Annotated in this window: 15 protein-coding genes, 1 tRNA gene and 1 pseudogene; 7 read left to right on the forward strand and 10 right to left on the reverse strand. The window is 71.4% G+C overall.

Translation table 11 applies throughout. The features are described from left to right. Nucleotides 1-514 precede the first annotated feature (514 nt). The 7 genes and pseudogenes from ACFZCY_RS44615 to ACFZCY_RS44645 all read right to left on the reverse strand — a co-directional run bounded on the left by ACFZCY_RS44615 (nt 515) and on the right by ACFZCY_RS44645 (nt 10642). A complete protein-coding gene (locus tag ACFZCY_RS44615) occupies nt 515-979 on the reverse strand; it encodes a hypothetical protein (RefSeq protein ID WP_391187429.1) in 465 nt (154 codons plus the stop codon). Nucleotides 980-1593: 614 nt separating this feature from the next. Beyond that, nucleotides 1594-2016: pseudogene (locus ACFZCY_RS44620) on the reverse strand (type II toxin-antitoxin system VapC family toxin). After that, on the reverse strand, nt 2013-2276 hold the full coding sequence (locus ACFZCY_RS44625) for a CopG family transcriptional regulator (RefSeq protein WP_391187431.1): 264 nt from the start codon (nt 2274-2276) through the stop codon (nt 2013-2015). The pseudogene ACFZCY_RS44620 and the gene ACFZCY_RS44625 overlap by 4 nt, the downstream one beginning before the upstream one ends. A gap of 44 nt (nt 2277-2320) precedes the next feature. Then, nucleotides 2321-3568: a TIGR02679 family protein gene (locus ACFZCY_RS44630; RefSeq protein WP_391187433.1), complete on the reverse strand. Its 1248-nt coding sequence runs from the start codon at nt 3566-3568 to the stop codon at nt 2321-2323. A gap of 68 nt (nt 3569-3636) precedes the next feature. After that, nucleotides 3637-7782 (reverse strand): TIGR02680 family protein, encoded by a 4146-nt coding sequence (locus ACFZCY_RS44635; protein WP_391187436.1) that lies wholly within the window; start codon nt 7780-7782, stop codon nt 3637-3639. Then, complete coding sequence (locus tag ACFZCY_RS44640) at nt 7779-9044, reverse strand: TIGR02678 family protein (protein ID WP_391187438.1); 1266 nt, start codon at nt 9042-9044, stop codon at nt 7779-7781. Before ACFZCY_RS44640 ends, ACFZCY_RS44635 begins: the two co-directional genes overlap by 4 nt. Next, nucleotides 9041-10642: a TIGR02677 family protein gene (locus tag ACFZCY_RS44645; RefSeq protein ID WP_391187440.1), complete on the reverse strand. Its 1602-nt coding sequence runs from the start codon at nt 10640-10642 to the stop codon at nt 9041-9043. The genes ACFZCY_RS44640 and ACFZCY_RS44645 overlap by 4 nt, the downstream gene beginning before the upstream one ends. A 339-nt stretch (nt 10643-10981) precedes the next feature. Here ACFZCY_RS44645 and ACFZCY_RS44650 point away from each other — a divergent pair, with 339 nt between their 5' ends. Both ACFZCY_RS44650 and ACFZCY_RS44655 read left to right on the forward strand, forming a co-directional pair. After that, the gene (locus ACFZCY_RS44650) at nt 10982-12415 is read left to right on the forward strand and encodes a DUF234 domain-containing protein (RefSeq protein WP_391187441.1); all 1434 of its coding nucleotides are present in this window, start codon (nt 10982-10984) and stop codon (nt 12413-12415) included. Nucleotides 12416-12490: 75 nt separating this feature from the next. Then, nucleotides 12491-14167, forward strand: coding sequence for an SWIM zinc finger domain-containing protein (locus ACFZCY_RS44655; RefSeq protein WP_391187443.1), 1677 nt, complete (start codon nt 12491-12493; stop codon nt 14165-14167). Between the two features lie 344 nt (nt 14168-14511). On the opposite strand, the gene ACFZCY_RS44660 is transcribed toward ACFZCY_RS44655, so the two are convergent. The 3 genes from ACFZCY_RS44660 to ACFZCY_RS44670 all read right to left on the reverse strand — a co-directional run bounded on the left by ACFZCY_RS44660 (nt 14512) and on the right by ACFZCY_RS44670 (nt 16257). Beyond that, a complete protein-coding gene (locus ACFZCY_RS44660; RefSeq protein ID WP_391187445.1) occupies nt 14512-15288 on the reverse strand; it encodes a hypothetical protein in 777 nt (258 codons plus the stop codon). A gap of 115 nt (nt 15289-15403) precedes the next feature. Beyond that, entirely contained in the window at nt 15404-15799 is a 396-nt protein-coding gene (locus tag ACFZCY_RS44665) for a hypothetical protein (protein WP_391187447.1), read from the reverse strand. A gap of 386 nt (nt 15800-16185) precedes the next feature. Next, nucleotides 16186-16257 (reverse strand) — tRNA-Arg (locus ACFZCY_RS44670). Between the two features lie 238 nt (nt 16258-16495). Here ACFZCY_RS44670 and ACFZCY_RS44675 point away from each other — a divergent pair. The 5 genes from ACFZCY_RS44675 to thrC all read left to right on the forward strand — a co-directional run bounded on the left by ACFZCY_RS44675 (nt 16496) and on the right by thrC (nt 22029). Then, complete coding sequence (locus ACFZCY_RS44675) at nt 16496-16927, forward strand: response regulator (protein WP_234356823.1); 432 nt, start codon at nt 16496-16498, stop codon at nt 16925-16927. Between the two features lie 121 nt (nt 16928-17048). Further along, complete coding sequence (locus tag ACFZCY_RS44680) at nt 17049-17966, forward strand: arginine--tRNA ligase (RefSeq protein WP_391187450.1); 918 nt, start codon at nt 17049-17051, stop codon at nt 17964-17966. A 17-nt stretch (nt 17967-17983) separates the two neighbouring features. Further along, nucleotides 17984-19375: a diaminopimelate decarboxylase gene (lysA, locus tag ACFZCY_RS44685; protein WP_391187452.1), complete on the forward strand. Its 1392-nt coding sequence runs from the start codon at nt 17984-17986 to the stop codon at nt 19373-19375. Between the two features lie 188 nt (nt 19376-19563). Then, nucleotides 19564-20856, forward strand: a complete 1293-nt coding sequence (locus tag ACFZCY_RS44690) for a homoserine dehydrogenase (protein ID WP_391187454.1) — start codon at nt 19564-19566, stop codon at nt 20854-20856. Between the two features lie 66 nt (nt 20857-20922). Further along, on the forward strand, nt 20923-22029 hold the full coding sequence (thrC, locus tag ACFZCY_RS44695; protein WP_361476280.1) for a threonine synthase: 1107 nt from the start codon (nt 20923-20925) through the stop codon (nt 22027-22029). Nucleotides 22030-22038: the final 9 nt, after the last annotated feature.

A 22038-nucleotide genomic window follows, 5' to 3' on the forward strand; every position in this document is an offset into this window, starting at 1 on the left:
TACGGCTCGATGAACTCCCATTGCTCGTCGCTGAGTTGCCTACGTGTCACACCCAGCGTCCTACCAGGTCCTGCCCCCGCAAGGGACCAAAACCCCGAGATTGATCACGACCTCACACAGGCCCTAGCGGCAGTGGCTTTGGCCGGTGGCCCCGATCGCGTGCATCCGTTGGAAAGAAGCGGAAGGTCACCCGGGGAGATCGATCCAGGTGGTCGCCAGGTCGTCGGCCTGCGCCCCTGATACCGCCTCAGCTCTTCACCATGCTCCGGCAGCACCTCGACACCTTCGACACGGCTGATGGTGGGCGGTTGTTCACCAATGAATGCGGGGGAGTGGTCGGCTCGTTCACGTTCTACCGCGTTTGGCAGGAGGCCCGTGCGCTGGCGCTCCCGCCAGCGGGGATTGCTTCTCGGCCATACGACCTCCGGTGCTCGGTCGCTGTTGACCTGGCTCGACCCCGGAGTAGACCGAGCTGAGGTCGTCGAGCGCACGCCTCGGCTTCCGCGTCCTTCGATTAGGCGGAGTACTTCGTGAGGTTGACGGCGATGTCTACACAAGTCTTGCCGAATTTGAAATCTGTGCCCATGAAGGCCTCGCGGGCCCTCGGCGCGGTCACGGGGTAGAGCTTGCGCATGAAGCTATGCGCCTGTTCCTCCGCCTCCATACCGCTGAGCTTGTCATCCAGCGGTTCGGAGACGTGGGCCCTGATCAAAGTGTGGTACCAGCGGTTCATCGCCCCGATGTGCTGGTTCAAACGAGCCCACGGATCGGCGCTATAGCCGATCTTGATGTGCGGGTGGCTGCCAGCGACCTCCAGGACATAGAGACGATGTTCACGGAATCCGTCTTCGCTGAGGAAGTCCCGGACTCTCTCACGGGCTCGGTCTTGGACGCGCAGCGCCAGAGCAGGCAACGGCCCATCCCCAGCGTTGCGCATGAGCCGGCGGACGATACCGTGAGGGTTTTTGATCAGTACCACCCTGCGTGGTGGTACAGGGGGAGGCACGGGCGGAGGGAAAGTGTTCACTGGCAGGCTCCGCGGACTCTGAGATTGGGTCGGATTGCCGTCAGGCAGGCACATCGCGAGTATGTCCCAACTTGCCGCCGCGGAGGGCCAGTTCGTACGAACGCGGTCCAGCGCCTGCTGCTGAGCAGGTTTCGGCTTGAGATCCTTGCGATCGGCCGGGAGCGCTGTGCACTTCCCGCGGTCTGACTTGGGCAGACGCTCCAAGATCCTTTCCACAAGTAGTGCACAGACCCCGTCAGAGGATCGCTCGGCGCTGCATCCGCCGCACATACGCGAAGACCCCGCACTCAGCGTCTCGGCTGATGGCGGGGTCTGCTGGCACCTACGGCGAGGTGCCCCCCGGCGAAGGACCCAGCACGTGGGGACGAACCGAACCATCGATGCATGGTGAGCTGGTGATTCAGATGACCGTCCCGGTGCCAATGCCCCGAGCGCGCACGTAACCGACCGGCACTCCGACCGCAGTGGACGGGGCCCGCCCCCAGCGCATCAGCGGCGGACCGGACGACCGGCGCCGTGTCGGCTCTCGCCTGGCGCACGTTCGGCAGGGCGTGAGGGGTGTGCCGTCAGATCTTGATGACGGTGACGTGTCCGCCGCACAGCGCCGTGAGGTCTTCGGGGTCGGAGGTGAGCACTGTGGCGGGCCCGGGGGCGGCGAGGGCGGTGGCGCTGAGCATGGCGTCGATGGCGTACTTGTGCCCGTGCAGGCCGGTGTCGGCCAGGAGGGTGGCGGCATGGCGGGCGACGGCGTCGGCGTCGGTGACCGGTTCGATGACGGTGCGGGAGAGGGGTCACTCCAGCGCCGGCCGGTTGATCCGGGGATGGACGGCTTCCACGAGGGTGGCGGCGCTGATGATCACTCGGAGGTCGTCGGCGCGGGCCAGGCGAGCCATCGGGTGACCCCGCGGTCCCCGCAGTACGGCCTTGGCGAGTCCCTCGCTGTCGAGGACCAGGGATCCGCCGGGTACGGCAGCGGATGATCGCGTCACGCCGCGTTCGCTCCCCCGGGTGTCTGCTGCTTACGGGCCTGCTGGAGTTGGTCCCGGAGCCCTTGGACCTCCTCGTCGGTGATCGGTCCGTGTTCGGCCTCGGCCACAGTGGTGAGCTCGTTGAGGTTGTCGCGCTCGATCTGGCGGGCCACGGCCGCGGCGACGTATGCGGACGGGCCGGACGGCCCGCTGCGAGCGCGAGCGGCTTCGGCGATATCCCGTGGCATCGTGATCGAGTACTTCTGGGTGGGCTCGGACATGCTCCTTACGTTACTGCGCATGCTCCGAGCGATCCCGTGAGTTGTCAGGGTGCGAGGTCGGTCAGGAGATCGTCGAGGACGGTTTCCTCCTCGACGCGTACGCCGAATTCGCTGAGGGCGGCCCGCAGGTCCGGGTCCCAGGGAGCGGTGGCAGGTGTGCCCGTCAGGGATGGTGTCAGGGGGCTTCTGCCGGCGGCGGCGCGGTAGTCGACGGTGGTGTAGCGCCAGGGGCGCCAGGGCACGCGCTGCAGCAGGGCGGCGGCGATGCGTATGCCGCCCCAGTCGAAGTCGCCGTGGTAGAGCAGCTTCGCCCGGTGGGAGTGCAGGTGGCGCAGGAGGGTGAGGGCGGCGGCCGAGGGCTGGCCCTGGAGGCAGACCAGGGGCGGGCAGGCGGGGCCGTAGGTGTCGGCCGCGGTGGCGAGCACGGCCGGGTTCTCGCAGACGCGCACCACCGGGGGCGTCGCGCGGGGAGGGGTGCGGGTGAGCTGGCGCAGGGTGAGCACGGCGGGTTCCCCGGTGCCGGTGGCCCAGTCGAGCGCGGGTGTGCCGCGCAGGCCCAGGGTCAGGACGGTGGAGGACAGGGCGTCCTTGAGGAGGCCCGCGGAGGCCCATGCTTCGCGGCGCCACTCGGCTCCGGTGCCGTCGGGGAAGCCGGTCAGGGCGCGGATGCCGGAGTGGACGAGGGTGGCGAGCGGGGTGCCGTCGTCGAGGGCGTGGGCGTCGCCGAGGGTGCGGGCGGCGAAGGCCGGGAGGGAGACGGCCGGATCCGTGGGCAGGCTCCGCAGCGCCGTCGCGGTGGAGGTGAGCAGGGCCCTGGCGGTCTCCGGGTCGCGTGCGAGGCGGCGGACGAGGCCGCTCACGCGTAGGTGCTCGCCCCAGTCGGTCAGTTCGGGCCGCTCGGAGCACAAACCGGTGAGCGGGGTGTACGCGTCCTGCCAGGCGTCCGCCTCCCGCCGGCGCGCGTCGCTGAGGAGGGTGACGGGTCCGGTGAGGGCGATGACGGCGGTGGCGAGGCCGTCGGGGCTGACGCCGGAGCGGCGCAGGATGGTGTCGACGGCGTCGAGCCGGATGCTCAGCGAGCGCCCGCCGCCGGGGGCCCGGCCCAGCAGGCGCTCGGCGGCGGCCCGCTCGCCGTCGGTGGGCGCGGCCAGGATGACCGGGCCGGTGAGTGGCTCGGCGCGTTCCATGCGGCGGCGTATCCGGTCCAGCAGCCAGGCACAGCCCGGGTCGCCGAGGAGGCGGGTGAGGCGGTCGCGGTCGACGCGCCCGGCGGGGGCATCGGATGCGCTCATTTGGGGGTCGTCCCCCTTCCTCGCCACGGTGGGTCCTTCCCTTCCACGGTCGGTCCCGCCTCCCTGCCTCAGGCCCACAGGGCGTTCTGGCCGGACGCGGGGGCCTCGGCGGGGGCCGGGCCGGGTTCCCCCGGAGAGTGCGCCGGTGCGGGGACGGTCGCCGTGCGCCGGTCGGGTTCGGGGGCCCGCGCCCGCTCGGCGCCGTCCCACTGCCAGCGGGTCACCAGGACCGCGTCGATGTCGTCGACGCGGGAGAGCTGGGCGATGGCGATGCCGGGTACTTGTGGGTAGCACGCCCATTCACGCTCGCTGGTCATCACCACGTCCAGGTCGAAGGCGTGGAGCAGGCCCAGGCACTTGGCGCGGGAGTCGTCGTCGACGCCGGCGAAGGCTTCGTCCAGGGTGACCAGGCGCGGGGCGTGGGGAGCGGCGGTGGCGTAGTGAGCGGAGGCGGCGGCGAACAGGGGTACGGAGACGGCCAGGACGCGTTCGCCGCCGGATGCGGGCCCGGTGGCGGGTACCCAAGCGCCGTGCTGGTGGCGTTCGATGCCGAATTCGTGCCAGGCGCGGTAGTCGAGCGCGGTGGTGAGCACTTCCAGCCAGCTGCCGGTGGCGTTCTCGGCCTGCGCGCGGGCGATCTGGGCTTGCAGGAACGCGCCGACCGCCGCCCGGTCCTCGGCCGCCCAGGCGTCGGCGGACTGGCGCAGCCGTGTCCGCGCCTGAGCCAGGCCGGCCGGTGCCTTGCGGGAGGGCCGCCACATCAGGCGCAGCGTCATTCCGGTGGAGGTGGGCCGCTGCTCAAGTTCGGTGTTCATGGCGTGTACCTGGCGCTCGGCTGTGCCGATCAGCTCTTGCAGGGTGCCGGCGACCTCGGTCAGCAGGTGGGTCTCCAGGATTTCGCGTTCGTGCGCCGACAGAATGCGGGACAGTTCCTCGACCTCGGTGGCCAGGGCCCCGGCCAGCTCGGGCACCGCCCGCTCGCGGCCCTGGTAGACGAGGTCGACGATCATCCCGTCCTCGGTCATGCGCGCCGTGGCGCGGTGGCCGCCCCGGGAGAGGACGTCCTGGAGCTTCTTGTACTCCTCGCTGAGCCGCTTCTGCACGCGTTCCCAGGCGCCGTCGGAGTCGTCCGTGCCGGACAGGGCCGCCTCGACCGCCCGGGAGAGCGCGATCGCCGGGGTGGCGGCCCAGACGTCGCCGTCCAGCGGTGGCACGGGAGCCTCGGGCAGGGCGACGGTCAGCAGGCCGGTGGCCGCGAACCGCTGGAGCGCGGCGATGGCCTCGGCGCGTGTGGCCGCCGCTTCGTGGACGTCCTTGTCCAACTGTTCGATGCGGCCCTCGGCACGGCCGGCCTGGCGGTCCGCGGCGGAGTACGCGTCACGGGCCTGCTTCTGGTCCCGCTCGCATGAGGCGAGGGCATCCGCGGTTTCGGTCAGACGGCGCTCCAGATCGGCGACGGCCGCGCCGACGGTCGAGCGGAGCGTGGTGTGGTGTTCGTCCGCGGCGGCGGCGAGCCGGGCCGCCTCGGCCGTACGCCGGTCCAGTTCGGCCACCCGTTCCCCGGTCCGGTCGGCTTCCGCCCGCTCGTCGGTGACAGCGCGTCGCGCCTCGGCGCGGTCGCGGAGGGATGGCCACAGGGCGGCGAGGGCGGCTGTGTGGTCGGCCAGGGACCGGCGGACGGCCGTGAGGGACGGCCGGTCGGCGGGCAGGTTCACGGCGTCGGCCGTCTCGGTCAGCGCGGTGACCGCTCCGGCCTCGCGGTGGGCCGCCTCGGTGAGTTCGTCCGCGCGCTCCTCCTGGCGGGTACCGGCCCGGTGGGCGGCGTCCGCCGCCGCGGCGGCCACCGCGTGGGCGTGGCGCAGGGGAGCGTCGTCGGGGACGGCGGCGAGTTCGGCGTCCAGGGTGCGCCGGCGTGCGGCCACCGTGGCGCGTTCGGCTTCTTGGCGTGCCGTGCTGTCGGCCAGGGCGTCCAGTTCGCCGCGCAGGGTGGCGATCCGGGCGCGGCGTGCTTCCTCGCGAGCGCCTTCACCCACGTACACGGCTGCTTCCTTCGACCAGCTGCCGGTCAGCGCGCCGATGCGGAAGTGACCGTCCGCCGCCACCCAGGTGCCGGGCGCACCGGTATCCCCGAGACCGATGGCCGCCAGGAGAGCGGACACGGCCGGTTCACCGACCTGCGTGGCCCGGGGATCGCCGTGGTCGACGGCGGGCCGCAGTGCGTCGGCGAGCACGGCGCCTGCCCGCGACGCGTGCGAAGGCAGCGGGGACAGCAGCACGTCGTGCCCGCTCGCCTCCAGCATGGTGCCGTCCGGGCACACCCACGCGTCCAGGAGCCCGGACGCCTCCAGCGCGGCCTCCAGCCCGGCCCGTTCGTCCGCAGTGACGTGCTCGTGGAAGTCGACCAGCCTCCACAGAGGGGCCCCGGGAGTCCGGTCGCGCAGGCCCGGGGTACGGGTGTGGGGTGCCTCCGGCCCGTGCTGACCACCGGCCTCCAGCTCCGCCAGCTCCCTTCTCGCCTCGGTGCGCCGCCCGGCCAGTTCGGCCAGCCGCTGGCCGAGTGCGGCGGCCTGGTCGGCCAGGTCTGCGGCCTGCCCGCGGTGGGCCGCCGCGGCCTGTTCCCGGGCGGGGCCGGGGCCGTGCAGATGCGTGGCCCAGTCGTGCAAGGCGTCCAGGAGCCCCGTCGGATCGGGAAGACTCAGCTCCGTGCACCGGTCGAGGTGTTCGCGTACGGCACCCACCAGGTCCCGGCCCGCCTGTGCGGCGGACGCCTCCGCCTGGGCCTGGCGTTCGGCGGTGTGGGCGGCCTCGGCCTGGGCCTCGTCCAGGCGGCGGGCGGCGGCCCGCCGTTCACCGGCGGCCTGTTCGGCTTGCCCGGCCAGCTCCTCCACGTGGTCGAGGGTGCGCCTCCGGCGTGCCACCGACTCCTCGGCCGCGTGGCGCAGTTCCGCCTCCGGGACCGCGTCGTGGGGCCCCAGTACGTCGTCGAGCCGGGCCGCCCGGGCCGTCTCCCGCGCCTGCCGCAGCGTGGTCCCGACCTGCTGCTCGGCCGCCGCCAGCCGCCCTTCGGCACTCGTCAGGCGGCCGAGGGCCCGGGAGTTCGCCTGGGCGGCCTGGTCCCGGTCCGCCTCCGCACGGGCCCGCTCGCCGGCGGTGCGCCGTGCGTCGGCCGCCGCCTGCTCCAGCTCCCGGGCGCTGCGCATCTCCGGCCCCGCGCGCAGCGCGGTGTCCTGGGCCGCCAGCCGCACGGCCGTCTCCTCCAGCCGGGCGATCCGCTCCGCGGCCTCGGCCCGCTGCCGCTCGGCCTCTTCCCGTTCGGTCCGCGCCTGGGACAGGTCACGGTGCAGCTGTTCGTAGCGAGCGTGTTCGCTGCGCGGCAGCCGGGCCCGTCGGCGAGTGGCCACGCGGGCGTAGCGGCGGTAGTGGTCGAGGAAGGCGGAGGCGGCCCGTTCGGCCTCACTCGCCGCCCGCAGTTCCTCCTTCTCCTCGTCCAGGGAGCGGAACGCCTCGGCCACATCGGCGATCACCGCCTGGTCCATGGGCGGCAGCGCCTCGGTCAGCGCGCGGGACAGCGCCGTCTCATTGGGGCGCTTGGACAGCTGGGGCTGGCGCAGCTGGATGAGCAGGTCGACCAGGGCGGCGTAGCGCCGTTCGCCGAGCCCGAACAGCGCCTCGTCGACCGCCCTGCGGTACGCCTTCGCCTGGTCGTGGACCACGCCGCGGCCGGCGACGGCCTCGGCCAGGCGGTCCCGCGACAGCGCGGTGCCGGTGGCGTCGAGCAGGGTCAGCTCCTCGCCGACGCGCTGGTCGGTGACCGCGTACCAGTGGCGGGCGATGCCGCGGCCCGTTACCGCCTTCAGCCCGCACAGCAGCGTGCGGAAGTGCGCCCGGCCCGAGTCCTGGTCGCGGCGGCCGAATTCGATCCAGGTGTAGCCGAGCCGCTCCGGGTGCGGGTGCCGGCCGCCGAGCAGCAGGTTCCACTCCATGCGCTTGCCCGGGTCGGCGTCGGGTTCCACCCGGCGCGCGGACAGGTCGCCGTCCAGGAGGAAGGGCAGGGTCAGGGCGAGCACCTTGGACTTGCCGGTGCCGTTGTTGCCGCGCAGCAGCAGGCGGCCGTCACGGAACCAGAACTCCTCCGCGTCGTAGTGGAAGAGGTCGACCAGGCCGATGCGCAGCGGCTGCCACCGGCCGGGTGTCGGGTCGGGCAGGGCGGTCACGACTGCGGTGCCTTTCGCTTGGGTGTGCGGGGCGTGCGAGGAGCACGGGGTGTGCGGGAGGATGCCTGTCCCGGTTCCGTCACGACGGTCTCGCCGACCGCGTACCGCGCGAGCGCGGGCAGCGGGACGATGCCCTTCGGGGTGGCCGCGACCAGGCCGAGCGCGGTGAGCCTCTCCAGCGCCCGGCCGACCAGCTCCGCCTCCGCGCCGGGCTGCTTGGCGCTCTTCGACCAGAACGCACCGTGTTCTGCGGCCAGCTCCTGAACCTTGCGTTCGAGGTCGGCGCGGCTCACTTCGCCGTCCGTGGCCGCCAGGTGTTCGGCGAGCAGCAGGGTGACGTGCCCGTGCGTGCCCTGCTCCGGCATCCGTACGTCGGTCAGATCGTCGTGCGGGTCCACCATGGCGATGCCTTCGGCCCGCACTTCGGCGACCAGGCCGGTCAGTTCGGTGATGCGAGCGGTGAGGAAGGCGCGCTGGCGGGTCAGGTAGGCGAGTTCCTCGTCGGTCAGCTCGTCGTAGTACAGCACCGGGTCGTCCAGCAGCCTTCGGGTCAGCCGCTGGCGGATCGCGCGGAAGCGGAGCTCGTCGCTGTCCAGCGCGCTCTCGGCGGTCAGCTCGGCCAGCCGGTCCTCGAACTCCTCGGCGATGATCGTCGACGGGCCCCGGCGGGTGGCCAGGAGCCCGGCTAGGACGCGCCGCTGCACGTCGTAGAGCACGTCGCCGCTGCCGCTGACGTACGCCTCCTCCTCGCCGGCCACCCGCCGCAGCACCCCATGGCGCAGCAGCAGCCGCACGACCGCCGCCAGGTCCAGGCGTTCGTCGCGGCGCTCCATGGTGAACTCCACCCCGGCGGCGGCCAGATGGGGATCGGCGGCGTCCAGCACCACCTGCTCGGCCAGCCGGCCCAGGGCGATCTGCGCCTCACCCCGCTCCAGCGCGGCCAGGGCCAGACACAGCAGCACATACCGGCGGCGTGTGAACGCGGCGCGGCCGCGGGACGCCTCGCGCGCCGGATGGGTGGGATCGCCCAGGGTGCCGGGCATCCGGGCCAGCCGGGCGGCCTCCGCGTCCACCCGCAGCGACCAGCCCGTGTTGCGGTCGAACCAGTCACGCAGCTCGGAAGCGTGCTGCCGCACCAGCCGGAACTCGTCCGCGTGCGGACCCCGCGCCAGTAACAGCGGCTCCTTCAACAGCATCCGGGCCGCCTTGTGCACCTCGGCCGTGCGCCGGCCGTCCAGCACCTCGCCCAGGGGCGTGGTCATGGCTCCCCCTCAATGGTCTCGGCCGGTGTGTGGCCGTCCCGCGCGGCCGGGCCGGTGAGGTCGGTGATCCCGACCAGGTGGTCGGGGCCGCGGAAGGTCCCGCCCGGCGTGCGGATGTCGGCTGTCGTCCCGTCGGCGAGCGCCGTCAGCCGGATCTCCATCGAGCCGTCGTTGCTGGTCGCCACGGTGCTCGTCATACCGGGCCGCCACGTGGCCAGGGCATCGCCGAGCAGCTGGAGGAACAGCCCGAAGGCCACCGGGTCGAGCTCTCCCAGCGCGGACAGCCGCGTGGTGCCGTCCGTCGCGAGCCGGGCCCGAGCGGCGGCGATCTCCTCGGCCTGCCTGGCGGCGATCTCGGCGAGCCGGTGTCGCTGCTCGGAGCGGTCCCGCACCCGGCGGGCCCGGCCGCGGCGCTCGTAGCTGCCGGTACGGCGCAGTTGCGGGCTGATCCGCAGCGGCTCGGCCTCGGCCCACGGCGTGGACGCGGGCACCGGGCGGGCCGTGCGCTCGGCCAGCGTATCGGCGTCCACGGTCAGATGACGCGCGGAGTACAGGCCGAAGGCGGCGCGCCACAGCCGGTGCCGCGCCCCGTCGTCCGGGGCCTCGGCGAACCAGCGGGCCAGGGTACGGAAGTCCGCGGACCGGTCCGAACGCCCGGCCCGCCGCTCGTTCAACTGCCTGACCACCGCCAGGAGCTGCGGGATCGCCCCGAGGGCCCGCCCGCGCAGCAGCCGGGCCTGCGACTCACGGCCGTCCGCCGAGACGAACCAGGCGGTGAGCCCCGACCACTTCGCCGCCCACCGCTCGTACGCCTGCTCCTCGGCGCTTTCGGCGTCCTCGGGCGCGGCGTCGGCCGCCTCACGGGCCGCCGCCAGCCGCAGCAGCACACCGGCCCGCCCGTCCTGCTCCAGCTCGCCGATGAGCACCGCGATCCGCCCGCCCAGCGTGATCAGGTCCTGGATGAACCGCTCCAGGTACTGGATCAGCCGGTCCTTGTAGGCGAGGAACACCTCGACCTCCACACCGTGCAGATCCATGGTGCGCTGCAGCGACCCCATGAACGCCCGCGCGTTCTCCGCCAGCGCCTCGAACCGGCCCGTCAGCGCCGACAGCGCCAGATGCGCCTTCGCCGCGTCCGGCCCGCCCTCCTCCCGCTCGGCCGCGATCACCAGAAGGGCCCGCAGCTGCGTGATGATGTCGTGCAGCGCCACCGCCTGCAGCGCACCGCGCCGCCCCAGCGCCTCGTCGTACACCGACAACGCCTGCTCGGCGGCCTCCCCGGCCTGCGTGAGCTGGTAGATGAACCGCTTGCGGTAGAAGTCCTCGACCGCGGTGACCCGGGAGGTGTCCGGATCCGCCCGCAGATTGCCCCACTCCACGAGACGGTCCAGCGCCTGCACCACCGCGTCCAGATCGGTCGGCCGGTGCTCCGGCAGCAGTGCGGCGTACACGTCCTCGGGCCGCAGATGCACCGCGAACCGCTCCTTCGCCGCGAGGAACGCACACATCACCTGACGGTACAAAGCCGCGTTCGGCACGGTCAGATGGATGAACGGCGCGTGCTCGCTGTCGCGCGGACCGGAAGCTGGTGACGTCATCGTCCCGGCATTCTTCCCGACACGTACACCAGGGCGGAAATCCCCGCCGCGGGTATTGACAGGATGCCCTGCCGCTTACATGTCACCACACTGACCCCCACCGAGAGCACGACGACGCGACGTACCGCTTCGACAGCCGGCTCCACCCGAGGGACGTCACCGACCACGAAGAAGACCGTACGACGCACCACTGACAGACGACGGAGAGCGGGTCTGGGGCGACGCGTCGATCTCTCCAGTCATCGCCCGCAGTCGCCCAGAAGAAGTAAGCTTGCATCTAAGTAAGATTCAATCTACGTAAAATCAAAACTATGTTTGATAGGGAGAGGCGGGGTCGGGATGGAGTTCAAGGGCAGGGTCGCTGACCTCGACCTGCTGACCAGGCAGCTGGGCCTCGTGACCGGGGGCGCGGGGGCCACCCGGGGCCAGGCTGTGATCATGACGGGGCGGCGTCGGGTGGGGAAGTCTCGCCTGGTCCAGGAGTTCTGTGACCGGTCCGGCGTTCCGTATGTGGTCTTCCAGGCGACCCGGGGCCGTAACGCCGTCGCCGAGCGGGCGGACTTCTCCGCGGCGCTCGCGCAGTCCCCGCTGCCCGGTGCGGAACTGGTGGCCGGACTGCACGCTGCGGACTGGAACCAGGCGCTGCGTTCCCTGGCCGTCGCCGTCCCGGACGATGCCCCGAGTGTCGCGGTGATCGACGAAGTGCCGTGGCTGGTGGAGCAGGACCAGGAATTCGAAGGGGCGCTGCAGACGGTCTGGGACCGCCACCTGTCTGCCAAGCCGGTCCTGCTGATCCTGGTGGGCAGCGATATGTCAGTGATGGAGGCGCTGCAGTCCTACGGCCGTCCGTTCTTCGGCCGGGCCGCGAAGATGACCGTACGGCCGCTGCACCTGGCCGACGTGCAGGTGATGACGGGCCTGGACGCGGCGGACGCCGTGGACGCCCTGCTGATCACCGGAGGCTTCCCCGAGATCGTCCAGTCGTGGCGGCCTGGGATGGGGCGTACGGACTTCCTACGCGAGGCCGTGGCCAGCCCGCTGTCCCCGCTGCTGGTAGCGGGCGAACTGTCGCTGCTGGGGGAGTTCCCTTCAGGCTCGCACGCGCGGGCGGTGCTGGAGGCGGTCGGCAGTGGCGAGCGGACCTTCTCCACCATCGCCGCGCAGGCCGGCGGCGCTGGCGCGCTGCCCTCGGGGACGCTGTCCCCGTTGCTGCAGACCCTGCAGGCCAAGCGCGTCCTCGCCACCGACCTGCCGCTGTCGGCCAAGGCCGACACCAAGAACAAGCGCTACCGCATTGCTGACCCCTACCTCCGCTTCTGGCTGGCCTTCCTGCAACGGGGAATCCCGCTGATCGAACGCGGCCGCGGGGATCTCGCCCTGGAGCGCATCGAGCGCTCGTGGACCACCTGGCGAGGACGTGCGGTCGAGCCGGTCATCCGTGAGTCGCTGCTGCGCCTGCTCCCCGATGACAGATGGCCCCACACGGAAGCGGTCGGCGGCTGGTGGAACCGGCAGAACAACCCCGAGATCGACCTGATCGGTGCCGACCGCGAACCGGTGGCGAGCGCGGTGCACTTCATCGGCTCCATCAAGTGGCTGGAGTCCCAGCCTTTTGGCCGACGCGAGTACGACTCCCTGGCCCGGGACATGCTCGCGGTGCCCGGCGCCGAACCGGACACCCCGCTCGTCGCCGTCTCCCGCTGCGGCATTGAGGACGGCCTGCCGCTCGCGGCGCACTGGGGCCCGGAAGACATGGTCCGCGCGTGGCAGTAACCCGGGGGAGCGGCGGGCAAGCCTCCTGGAGAGCGGCTGCTGGGGCAGCGGACGGCACGAGCGCGGAGGAAGGTCATGGAAGGGTTCAGTGAGTCGGCTCTGCGGGCGTTGGCCGGTCCACGCTCCTTCGAACGGGGGCTCGGCTACCTGGACGCGGTGTCCGGAGTCGAGGTCGGTGCCAGCTGGGTCACCGCGAGTGTCCATGGCACGGAGCGGTACGAGGTGGCGTTGGCGCTGGACGGGCCCGGCGGGCTGTCCGGCGAGTGTGACTGCCCGTACGGTATGGAGGGCAACTTCTGCAAGCACCTGGTCGCCCTCGGCCTGACCATGCTCGCCCAACGGGAGAGCCTGCCGCGGCAGCGAAAGGCGGCCCAGGACCGTGCGCAGGACCTTGACGGGTGGCTGTCCGACCTGTCCAAGGATGAGTTGCTCGCTCTGATGCGGGAACAGATCGGCGAGGACCGGCAGTTGCGGCGCCGCCTGCAGCTTCGAGCCGCCAGCGCTCGCGGAGACCTCGCCGCGGTCCGCGCCCGTATCCGCGTTCTGCTGGACATCTCACCGTTCGCGCAATATGGGTACGTCGAGTACGCCGACGCCCGCGCCTACGCCGACCAGGCCGGGCAGGCGGTGTCCGCGATCGGCGCGCTCACCGGTTCGGGCCGGGCCGACGACGCGATCACCCTGGCGCGGGAGTCGATGAAGCTGCTCGCCGACGCGGTGGAGAACGTCGACGACTCCGACGGCTGGCTCGGGCAGGTCGGTACAGGCCTCGCCGACGCCCACCTCGAAGCCTGCCGTGCGGCACGCCCTGATCCCGAGGAGCTCGCGCGCTGGCTGGTCGGTCATGCGCTCGGCGACGTGGACGACGGCCTCACGGACATCGATCCGCTCGACTACGAGGAAATCCTCGGCGGCACGGGAATGACCGTCCTGCGGAAGTCGGCGGTCAAGGCGTGGCAGGGCAACCGCCGCGGCTGGGCGGAGAAGTACCTGATGGAGCGTGTGGCCAAGGCGGGAGGTGACGTCGACGCGGTGATCGCCGTGCACGCGTCCGACCTGTCACCGAACGGCCACACGCATCTGGTCATCGCCCAAGAGCTGGACACCGCCCGGCGCCCCGACGAGGCCCTGCGCTGGGCGGAACGCGGCATCCAGGACGCCCGTGACCTCGCCGCCGTCGACACCGCCCTCGTCGACTACCTCTGCGGCCGCTACACCCAGGCGGACCGGCTCGCCGATGCTGTTGTCCTGCGCCGCGACCACTTCGGCGCCTGCCGCACCCTGCTCGCGTACCAGCAACTGCGAGCCGCTGCCCGGGCTGCGGACTGCTGGCAGGCCGAGCGTGAGGGGGCGCTCGCCCTGCTGCGTGCCGATGCGGGGCGGCGCCAACAGGGCCGGTACGGCGGCCCCCTCTTGATCGATGCCCTGCTCGATGACAAGGACGTCGACGCCGCCTGGGAGGCCGCCACCGAGACCGACGCCGACGACCGGCAGTGGCTCACGCTCGCCGACCAGGCCCGCCCCACCCGCCCCGCCGACGCGCTCGGCGTCTACCTGCGCCTGATCGATCCGCTGACCAAGCAGACCGGCAACGCGATCTACGAGGAACTCGTCAGTCTGCTGCTGAGCATCCGCGACTGCCACCGCCGCCTCGGAACACCGGAGGAGTTCACCGCGTACGCCACTGCCCTGCGCACCGCCCAGAAGCGCAAACGCAACCTGATGCGGCTGATGGAGGCACACGGTCTCTGAGCCGATTGCCACCACGGCGGGCCAAATGTCGGCAAGGACCTCGGGAGGGAGCCTGACCTGGTGTTCCTGCACAAGCCGGAACACTGCCTCCGCGAGGCTGGCCCTCATGACCGGGACAGGCTGGCGCGGTCCTGCACAGGCCCTGACCCTTGGTCCTGGACACACGAGACACTGAAACCTGAGGATCCGAGAGAGGACTCGGCTACGGACTCACCGGTGAGGAGAGACGTGTAAACGCGTCGGCTCCGCGAGGACAGCGCGGGCTCCGTCGAAGTCTGCGAGGCGGGCGGCCAGGGTCGCTGTCGCCAGGCGTTCGGGAAGGGCGGCGGAGAACTTCAAGCCGCTCACTGCCCGGCGGTCGACATCTGGGAGAACGAGAAGTCCTCCCGCATCGGTGGCCTCGCGGGCAGTGGTCCACATCTTCGGGTCGAGGTCTTCTCGAAGGCGTACATAGCAGGGTGCGCCGCGTCCCCCCCTCGAAGCGATAGTGCCCGCACGCGGGGGTCCGTCAGGCCGGGCTCGGCCATCTCCCGGCTGAGCAAGGCGAAGGGCCGGGAGTGGGCGGACATGCTCACTGGGTATTCCAGAACCGCATCGCTCAGGTCCACGGCGGCGTGCCGAAGCCTCAGCGCGCCAGTGGATGCCCACCGCGTTCGTCGGCAGTGCAAGACCGCCGTTGCGGCCTCGATGGTCACGGCGCTCTCGAAGACCGCCTCCGACAGGTCTAGCGTTCCTGTGCATACTAGCGGCCCCACCGCCGCGGTGCCCACAAATCTCCCCCTCCGAAAACTGGCGCCGACGCCGATCTCCGCCCCCTCGAACCACGCTGAGCCGCCGATCTTCGCCTCATCGAATCGGGCGTCGCCCAGGCAAGGTCGGTCTGTGGATGGGTCCTTCAGCGAGGCGAGCAGTTCGCTCAACAGTTCTTCAGTGAAGAGGGTGCCACGGTGGTCCAGGTGGGCACCGGGCTGCAGGCCAGCGAGATAGGCGGAGCGGTCGTCGTCGCTGAGGTGGGCCAGGCATGCGGTGTAGGGCTCGACGCTGCGACCGCGGCAACCGGCGCCGCCCGGCGGAGCGCCGTGCCCGCAGTGCGGCCAGGAAGGTATGCCGAGGGTGGTCACGTCGAATGAGGTAGCACACATATCCCGGGGACGCGGAGGGACAGGTAGTCGGTTGCGGTGCCCGCTCGAGCCCCCAGCGACCGCACTTGCCAGCCCCGGCGCACCTCACCCCACATCAGTCGGGGCGGGCCTTCGGCCGCGGCCCGGCGTTTCGGAGGTGGTACTCGACGAACACCGGGACAAGTCCTGGTTCGGCGGCCATCCCAAGAGTTTGTGGGTCCGGGAAGAGGTCTTGATCACATCCGTCTCCCGCTTCTTCGCCACTCGCGTCTTCGGTCCCGACCGGCGCACCCATCTCGGAGCCGCGCTCGAAGCCGCCCGGCTCGCGGACGAGCCCGGCGACCGCACCGCGAAGGAACGCGCCGCGCTGGAGCAGGCCATCAAGGCCATCGGCGAGCGCCAGGCCCGGCTCATCCGCACTCTCGCCGATGGGTTTGGTGATGACGAGCGGGCCAGCGGGGTCGACCCGGAACAGGAGAAGGAGTTTCGCGACGCGATCCGCCGGGAGCACGCCGCCCTGGGCAAGCAGCGCACAGAGCTCGCCGAGCAGCTGGCCCGGCTGGAAGCCCCGAAGCCGGAGGTACGGTCCGTCGACAGCGCGGCTCTGCTGGACGCGCTCCCGCGCCTCGACATCGACCTCGCCTTGGTCCCGGAGGAGATCCAGCGGCGGCTCTACGACGCTTTCGGGCTGGAGGTCCGTTACAGCCGGCCTCGCGATGAGGTGACCCTACGGGTGACGATCCCGGGGCATCTGCTTGACGGACTGGTGGCCGTCACCCGTGAGCTGGACCCATGGAACAAAAAATCGGGCGCCCGCACCGAAGTGCTGGCACCCGATCATGACACCCGGGGCGGACAAACGCGGCAAAACCGTCGCGTTCATTCCCATCCTCTGAGTGCCCCCGGCAGGATTCGAACCTGCGCACACGGCTCCGGAGGCCGTTGCTCTATCCCCTGAGCTACGGGGGCTTGCCCGTCGCTGCTCTCTCGCGGCGACAGGTAGAACACTATCAGCTCCCAGAGGGTGGTCATGAATGCTTATCGGGAGAGGGGCGGGAGAGGGCGGAGAGCAGGGCGGGTGGCGGCGGAGGGGCGTATACCGCATGTGGAGGGCGGGGCGCAGGGGAGTGAGGGAAAGGTCCCTCGCACGTGGCGGAAGTGGGCAAAACGCGGACGCGGGGGCGGGGGCGCGCCTACTCTTCAGGGTGTGCCTGGCTTGTCCGGCCGGGTCCTTGTCGTCGACGACAACAAGGTCATCCGGCAGCTGATCAGGGTCAACCTCGAGCTGGAGGGCTTCGAGGTCGTGACCGCGGCCGATGGTGCCGAGTGCCTGGAGATCGTTCACCAGGTGCGGCCCGATGTGATCACTCTCGACGTCGTGATGCCCAGACTGGATGGGCTGCAGACGGCGTCCAGGTTGCGTGCTGATGCGCGGACCCGGCAGGTGCCGGTCGCGATGATTAGTGCGTGTACGCAGGTGGAGGTGGACCGGGGGCAGGCGTTGGGGGTGGATGCCTTTCTGGCGAAACCCTTCGAGCCCGCCGAGCTGGTGACGCTCGTGGGGCGGCTGATGAAGCGAGGGACCGCTGGGGCGGCGGCGCCCGGTGATGCTGAGCCGGCTGTGGGGCCCACCGGCTAGCCGAGGTCGTGGGTTGGTCGGTGGGCCTCCTGAGCCCACAGCCGCCGCGAGACGGTGCGTGGTGGTCCGAGGGGCGAAACCGGTTCGCGGAGGCACCCCCCTCCTCCCATACGCTGGTGCCGTGACACCCGCCCAGCTCTCCCGCACTGTGCTGCACACCGTGCGTCGCGCCGTCGAGGCCGACGAGCTGTGTGTCGATGTGCCGGAGCGGGTGAAGGTGCAGACCCCGCCGCGGCCCGGGTGCGGGGATTACGCGACCAACGTGGCGTTGCAGCTCGCTCGGGGGCGGGGGGCAGGGGCTGCCGCGGGCATTGCTGAGGTTTTGCGGCGGCGGCTCGTCTCCGCGCCCGGGATCGCGGCCGTGGGGATCGCTGGGCCTGGGTTCTTGAACATCACCCTCGAGGCCGGGGCGCATGAGCAGCTGCTCGGGGGCGTGCTGGAGCAGGGGGCTGCGTACGGGCTGGGGGACGGGCTCGCGGGGGTGCGCGCGCGCTTCGCGCCCGCCGACGAGGTGCGGGCGGCGTTGGTGCTGCATGTGGTCGTCGGGCTTGTTGAGGGGTGTGGGGGGTCCGCCGACGTAGAGGTCGGCGGGGAGGTCGTTGCTGTGCGGGGTGCCGGGGTCGACGGGCGTGAGCTGCTGACTCGGCTGGGGAGCGATGCCGCTCGGTGGGCCTTGCTGCGGGCTGCCGCGCATGATCTTCCGGATCTTGATCCCGGTCGTCTGCTGTCGCAGCGGGAGGGGAATCCGCTTTTCCGGGTGCGGTACGCGCATGCCCTCGCCCATCGGGCCGTCGAGGGTGCGGTCGACGGTGGAGAGGGTGCGGACGACGCCGTGCTGCTTGGATTGCTCGGCGACTTTCCTCGTGTCGTCGAGGCTGCTGCCCGGCACCGTGCGCCCGATCGGGTCGCGCGGCATCTTGTTGTCACCGCTGACGCCTTCCTTGCTGGTACGCGGCGAAAACGTCTTGCCGAGGCCACCGGCATCGTGCTCGCCAATGGCCTCCGCCTGCTTGGCATCAGCGCCCCGAAACGCATTTGATCAATGAGAGAGACAGCATGAGCCGTTCCGCCCACCCCGCCGGGCCCCGTCACGCCGATGTTCTGCCCGAGGGGCACTACGCCGCGCCGCCCGCCGATCTCAATCAGCTCGATGCTCGGGTCTGGTCCCGGACGGTGACCAGGAATGACGAAGGAGTGGTGAGCGTCGGCGGGATCGACGTCGCCACGCTCGCCGAGCGGTTCGGGACGCCCGCGTACTTCCTCGACGAGGACGACTTCCGCGCCCGATGCCGGGCCTGGCGGGAGGCGTTCGGGGAGGACGCGGACGTGTTCTACGCCGGGAAGGCGTTCCTCTCCCGCGCCGTCGTGCGCTGGCTGCACGAGGAGGGGCTGAACCTCGACGTCTGCTCCGAGGGGGAGCTGGCCACCGCGCTGGCCGCCGGGATGCCCGCCGAGCGGATCGCGCTGCATGGGAACAACAAGAGCAGCAGGGAGATCGAAAGGGCCGTAAGCGCGGGCGTCGGGCGCATCGTGCTCGATTCCTTTCAGGAGATCGTCCGCGTCGCCCACATCGCGCAGCGGCTGGGCAAGCGGCAGAAGGTGCAGATCCGGGTCACGGTCGGCGTCGAGGCGCATACGCACGAGTTCATCGCGACCGCCCACGAGGACCAGAAGTTCGGGATTCCGCTGGCGGGCGGGCAGGCGGCCGAGGCGGTGCGGCGGGCGCTGAAGCTCGACGGGCTCGAGCTGATCGGCGTGCACTCGCACATCGGGTCGCAGATCTTCGACACCTCCGGCTTCGAGGTCGCCGCGCACCGCGTCGTGGGGCTGCTCAAGGAGGTACGGGACGAGCACGGGGTGGAGCTGCCCGAGATCGACCTCGGCGGCGGCCTCGGCATCGCGTACACGCCGGACGACGATCCGAGCGAGCCGCAGGACATTGCCAAGGCGTTGCGGGAGATCGTGACCCGGGAGTGTGCGAGTGCCGGGCTCTCGGTGCCGCGGCTGTCCGTCGAGCCGGGGCGGGCGATCGTCGGGCCGACGGCGTTCACGCTGTACGAAGTGGGTACGGTCAAGGAACTGCCCGGGCTGCGGACGTACGTCAGTGTCGATGGGGGCATGTCCGACAACATCCGTACGGCGCTCTACGATGCGGAGTACTCGGTGGCGCTGGTCTCCCGTTCGTCCACGGCCGAGCCGATGGTGTCCCGGGTCGTCGGCAAGCACTGCGAGTCCGGCGACATCGTCGTACGGGACGCCTTTCTGCCCGCCGACCTGGCGCCCGGGGACCTGATCGCCGTCCCGGCCACGGGTGCGTACTGCCGCTCGATGGCCAGCAACTACAACCACGCGCTGCGTCCGCCGGTCGTCGCCGTCCGGGGTGGTGAGGCGCGGGAAATCGTCCGCCGGGAGACGGAGGAGGATCTTCTGCGGCTCGATGTCGGCTAGCGGGGCCGGTCGGCGGGGCCGGTCGGCGGGGCCGGTCGGCGAGGTCGGTCAGCGAGATCGTCAGCGTAAATCGGTCGGCGTAGATCGATCGGCGAGAAAGAAATCTCGGATACTGGACCCGGGGCCTGGAAACCCCATCCAGTGCATGAGACTGGTGCACCACCTAGATGGATGAGAAGCGAGGTCGGATGATGCGTACGCGTCCGCTGAAAGTGGCGCTGCTGGGCTGTGGAGTCGTCGGCTCAGAGGTGACGCGCATCATGACGACGCACGCGGACGACCTCGCGGCGCGCATCGGCGCTCCCGTCGAGCTGGCCGGGATCGCGGTGCGCCGCCCGGGGCGGGTGCGGGAGGGCGTACCGGCCGAGCTGGTGACCACCGACGCGACCGCCCTGGTCAAGCGCGGGGACATCGACGTGGTCGTCGAGGTCATCGGCGGGATCGAGCCCGCCCGTACGCTGATCACCACCGCCTTCGAGCACGGCGCGAGCGTGGTGTCGGCCAACAAGGCGCTGGTCGCCAAGGACGGCGCGGCGCTGCACGCCGCCGCCCAGGAGCGCGGCACGGACCTCTACTACGAGGCGGCCGTCGCGGGCGCGATCCCGCTGGTGCGGCCGCTGCGCGAGTCGCTGGCCGGCGACAACATCAACCGCGTCCTCGGCATCGTCAACGGCACCACGAACTTCATCCTCGACCGGATGGACAGCAGCGGAGCCGGGTATTCCGAGGCGCTGGACGAGGCCACCGCGCTCGGGTACGCCGAGGCCGACCCGACCGCCGACGTGGAGGGCTTCGACGCCGCCGCCAAGGCCGCGATCCTGGCCGGGATCGCCTTCCACACCCGGGTCACCCTCGACGATGTGCACCGTGAGGGCATCACCGAGGTGACCGCCGCCGACATCGCCTCCGCCAAGCGCATGGGGTGCACCGTCAAGCTGCTGGCGATCTGTGAGCGGGCCGCCGACGGCCGGTCGGTGACCGCGCGGGTGCATCCGGCGATGATTCCGCTGGCCCATCCGCTGGCCTCGGTCCGCGAGGCGTACAACGCGGTCTTCGTGGAGGCCGACGCCGCGGGTCAGCTGATGTTCTACGGACCGGGCGCGGGCGGTTCGCCGACCGCCTCGGCCGTCCTCGGGGACCTGGTCGCGGCGTGCCGCAACAAGCTGGGGGCCACCACCGGGCCGGGCGAGTCGGCGTACAGCCAGCTGCCCGTGAGCCCCATGGGGCAGGTCGTCACGCGCTACCACATCAGCCTCGATGTCGCGGACAAACCGGGTGTTCTCGCTCAGGTCGCGACAGTCTTCGCCGAGCACGGCGTGTCGATCGATACGGTCCGCCAGCAGGGGAAGGACGGCGAGGCGTCCCTCGTGGTCGTGACCCACCGCGCGAGCGATGCCGATCTCTCGGCGACCGTCGAGACACTGCGCCGGCTCGACACCGTCCGTGATGTCGCGAGCATCATGCGGGTCGAGGGCGAGTAGCGGGCCGATAGCAGGCCAGAGGCGGAGCAGAGGCCGAGTAGAGGCGAGCGGAGAAAAAGGGAAATCATGAACGCAATTGCTGACGCCGGGCCTCGCACGTCCGGCACCCGCCAGTGGCACGGCTGGCGCGGCATCATCGAGGAGTACCGCGATCGCCTCCCGGTCGGCGAGACGAGCCCTGTCGTCACCCTCCGCGAGGGCGGGACGCCGCTGGTGCCCGCGCAGGTGCTCTCCGAGCGCACCGGCTGCGAGGTCCACCTCAAGGTCGAGGGTGCCAACCCCACCGGGTCCTTCAAGGACCGCGGCATGACGATGGCGATCAGCGCGGCCAAGGAGGCCGGTGCGAAGGCCGTCATCTGCGCCTCCACCGGAAACACCTCGGCCTCGGCCGCGGCGTACGCCGTACGCGCCGGGATGGTCTGCGCGGTGCTGGTCCCGCAGGGCAAGATCGCGCTGGGCAAGATGGGCCAGGCGCTGGTGCACGGCGCGAAGATCCTCCAGGTCGACGGCAACTTCGACGACTGTCTGACGCTCGCGCGCGGCCTGTCCGAGAAGTACCCGGTGGCGCTGGTCAACTCGGTCAACCCGGCCCGTATCGAGGGGCAGAAGACCGCGGCCTTCGAGATCGTCGACATGCTCGGCGACGCGCCCGACATCCATGTGCTGCCGGTCGGGAACGCGGGCAACATCACCGCCTACTGGCGCGGCTACCAGGAGTACGCGGCCGAGGGCGGCCCGGCCTCCCGCACCCCCCGGATGTGGGGCTTCCAGGCGGCGGGCTCGGCTCCGATCGTGCGCGGTGAGCCGGTCAAGGAGCCGGCCACCATCGCCACCGCGATCCGGATCGGCAACCCGGCGTCCTGGACGCAGGCCGAGCGGGCGCGGGACGAGTCGGGCGGGTTCATCGACGAGGTGACCGACCGTCAGATCCTCGCCGCCTACCGGATGCTCGCCTCCCAGGAGGGCGTCTTCGTCGAGCCCGCCTCCGCGGCGAGCGTGGCCGGGCTGCTGAAGGCGGCCGAGCAGGGCAAGGTCGACCCGGGTCAGCGCATCGTGTGCACGGTGACCGGCAACGGCCTGAAGGACCCCGACTGGGCGGTCGCGGGCGCCCCGCAGCCGGTCATCGTGCCGGTGGACGCCGACGCCGCGGCCGTACGGCTCGGGCTGGCGTAGCACGCGCGC

This window comes from Streptomyces sp. NPDC007983 (assembly GCF_042958345.1).
Classification (GTDB): Bacteria; Actinomycetota; Actinomycetes; order Streptomycetales; family Streptomycetaceae; genus Streptomyces.